This is a genomic window from Bradyrhizobium sp. P5_C11_2, from assembly GCF_054049755.1.
In genome coordinates, this window is record NZ_JBFULT010000724.1 from 1 (window position 1) to 3,124 (window position 3,124).

2 protein-coding genes are annotated in these 3,124 nt (G+C 67.5%); both read left to right on the top strand.

The features are described 5' to 3' along the window. Nucleotides 1-699 (top strand): sensor histidine kinase (locus tag ACXJL8_RS37555; protein ID WP_456686662.1); only part of this gene is annotated, 699 nt, incomplete at its 5' end. After that, on the top strand, nt 696-3,124 hold a 2,429-nt coding region (locus ACXJL8_RS37560), incomplete at its 3' end, for a bifunctional [glutamine synthetase] adenylyltransferase/[glutamine synthetase]-adenylyl-L-tyrosine phosphorylase (RefSeq protein WP_456686663.1). The genes ACXJL8_RS37555 and ACXJL8_RS37560, both read left to right, overlap by 4 nt.

Genomic DNA, 3,124 nt, shown 5'->3' on the forward strand with positions numbered 1-3,124 from the left:
CGTCTGCGCAACCGCGCCGAGGAGGCGCTGGCGAAATCGGGCAGCGAGGCCGATTACCGAGCGGCGCTGGAGCGGACCATCGAGGAATCCGACGGCCTGATCCGCACCTTCAACGCGTTGCTGATGATCGCTCGCGCCGAGTCCGGGCAGGCCCGCGGCAATATGGATGATTTCGACGCCGCCGACGTCGCCAACGGGATCCACGAGCTCTACGAGCCGTTGGCCGAGGACGACGGCATGACCTTGAAGGTCAAGGCCGAGCCGACGCCGGTTCACGCCAACCGCGAATTGATCAGCCAGGCGCTCGCCAATCTGGTCGAGAACGCGATCAAATACGGCCAGCCGGTCGCGCAGACGGGTGGAACCGTGGTCAGCATGGACAGCCGGCAGATCACGATCGAGGCGAAGCGCGAGGGCKACCAGGTGCTGCTCAGTGTGACCGATCGTGGCCCCGGCATCCCCGAGGGCGACCGCAAGCATGTCGTCGAGCGATTCGTGCGGCTCGAGGCCAGCCGCACGCTGCCGGGCTCCGGCCTCGGTCTCAGCCTCGCCTCGGCGGTCGCGACATTGCATGGCGGCGAATTGCGGCTGGGCGATGCCCAGCCCGGTCTCGTCGCCACGCTGGTGCTGCCGGCGCGCGCCGGTGCGGGCGACAGGGTTGCTCCTCCGATGCAGGATGTGCCACAGAAGGTGGCATGAACCACTCCGCGCCGGGAAACGCGGACAAGCATGGTGAGAGCCTGGCCGCGCGTTTTGCGGAGGCTCCCCATATTGCCGCTTCCACAACCGACAAACGACATTTTGAAAAATGGCTGGCCGAACTCGAGCCGGCACAATCGGCCCGTCTCGAAGCGTTGCTGGTCCGTCCCTTCGCGCGGGATATCCTGGCCGGCATCGCGGAATTCTCGCCTTATCTGTTCGACCTGGTGCGCGCCGATCCGCTGCGCCTGATCCGGCTTCTACAATGCGATCCGGACGCGCATCTCGATGCGCTGATCGCAGAGGCGAGAAGCGCGGTGCTGGCCACAATCGACGAAGCCGAGGTGATGCGGCTGCTTCGCCGCATGAAGGCGGAGGCGGCGCTCCTGATCGCGCTGTGCGACATCGGCGGCGTCTGGCCGGTGATGCGGGTGACGGCGGCGCTGACCGACGTCGCCGTTTCCTCGGTGCAGGCGGCGCTCCAGTTTCTGCTGCGGCAGGAAGCCGCACGCGGAAAGCTCTCGCCGCCCAATCCCGAGGCTCCGGAAGAGGGCTGCGGCCTGATCGTGCTCGCGATGGGCAAGATGGGCGCAGGCGAGCTGAACTATTCCAGCGACATCGATCTCATCGTGTTCTTCGATCCCGACAACACGACGCTCGCGCCCGACATCGAGCCGCAGCCGTTCTTCGTCCGGGTGACGCAAGGGATGGCGCGCATTCTCCAGCAGCGCACCCATGACGGCTACGTCTTCCGCGTCGATCTGCGCCTGCGGCCCGATCCGTCCTCGACGCAGGTGGCGATCTCCCGCGACGCCGCGCTGCATTACTACGAGCGCGAGGGGCGCACCTGGGAACGCGCCGCGATGATCAAGGCGCGCGCCTGCGCCGGCGATCCCAGGGCAGGCGAGGCGCTGCTCGCCGAAATCTCCCCGTTCGTCTGGCGCAAGCATCTCGATTTCGCCGCGCTTGCCGACGTTCACGACATGAAGCGGCAGATGCAGACCTATCGCGGGCAGAGTGACGTCGCGGTCGAAGGCCACAACGTCAAGGTCGGGCGCGGCGGCATTCGCGAGATCGAGTTTTTCGCGCAGACCCAGCAGCTGATCGCCGGCGGCCGTCATCCGGATTTGCGGGTGCGGCCGACGCTTGCCGCGCTCGATGTGCTCGCCGCCAGCAACTGGATCACCGTCGCGGCGCGCGACGAGCTGACCAGGGCCTATGAATTCCTGCGCCGGGTCGAGCACCGTCTCCAGATGATCGCCGACGAGSAGACCCATGCGCTGCCCGACGACAAGGAGGCGATCGAGCGCTTCGCCTGGTTCTTCGGCTATGAGAACCGCGAGGCCTTTGCACGCGACCTGTTGCGCCAGCTCGAGATCGTGCAGGGGCACTACGAAAAGCTGTTCGAGGGCGACGATCCGACCGGCACCGCGAAGCTGCCGGCGCTCGACTACCGCGCCGGTCTCGACGATCCGCGCCTGCTCCAGCACCTGGTGACGCTCGGCTTCAAGACGCCCGCCGCCGTCGCCCAGACCGTGCGCGACTGGATCACGGGCGACTACCGCGTGTTCCGCAACGACCAGACGCGGAGCGCGTTCGTCGAATTCGTGCCGGCCCTGATCGAGGGCCTCGCGCATGCCGAGGAGCCGGACCGCGCGGTGGTGGCGTTCGATCATTTCCTCCAGGCGCTGCAGCGCGGCGGGCGGCTGATCACGCTGCTTGGCCAGAACCGCGATCTCGTCGCGCTGGTGGCCCTGGTTCTGGGCGCGGCGCCGCGGCTCGGCGAGATGCTGGCGCGGCAGCCGCAGCTGATGGACGGCCTGATCGATCCGCGCTTCTTCGGCGCGATGCCGGACCGGCAGGAATTGTCGGCGCGGCTCGCGGCCACGGTGCAGGACGCGGGCTCCTACGAGGAGTTTCTGGATCGCCTGCGCCTGTTCGGCCAGGAGAGCCTGTTCCTGATCGGCACCCGCATCCTCTCCGGCACCGTCTCGGCGCAGCAGGCGAGCACGGCGTTCGCCGACGTCGCCGAGGGCATCGTCCACACCGTGCACGGCCTCGTCGCCGAGCGTTTTGCCGCCCAGCACGGCCGCATCCAGGGGCAGGAGACTGCGATCATCGCGATGGGCCGGCTCGGCGGACGCGAGATGACGGCGTCGTCCGATCTCGACCTGATCCTGCTCTATGATTTCGACAGCGACAATCCGGATTCCGATGGCCCGAAATCGCTGCAGGGCGCGCATTATTTCGCGCGCCTCACCCAGCGCCTGATCAGCGCCTTCACGACCCGGACCAATTACGGCGTGCTGTATGAGATCGACATGCGGCTGCGTCCCTCCGGGCGCGCCGGCCCGGTGGCATCGAGCCTTGTTTCCTTCGCGGACTACCAGGCCAACGAGGCCTGGACTTGGGAGCACATGGCGCT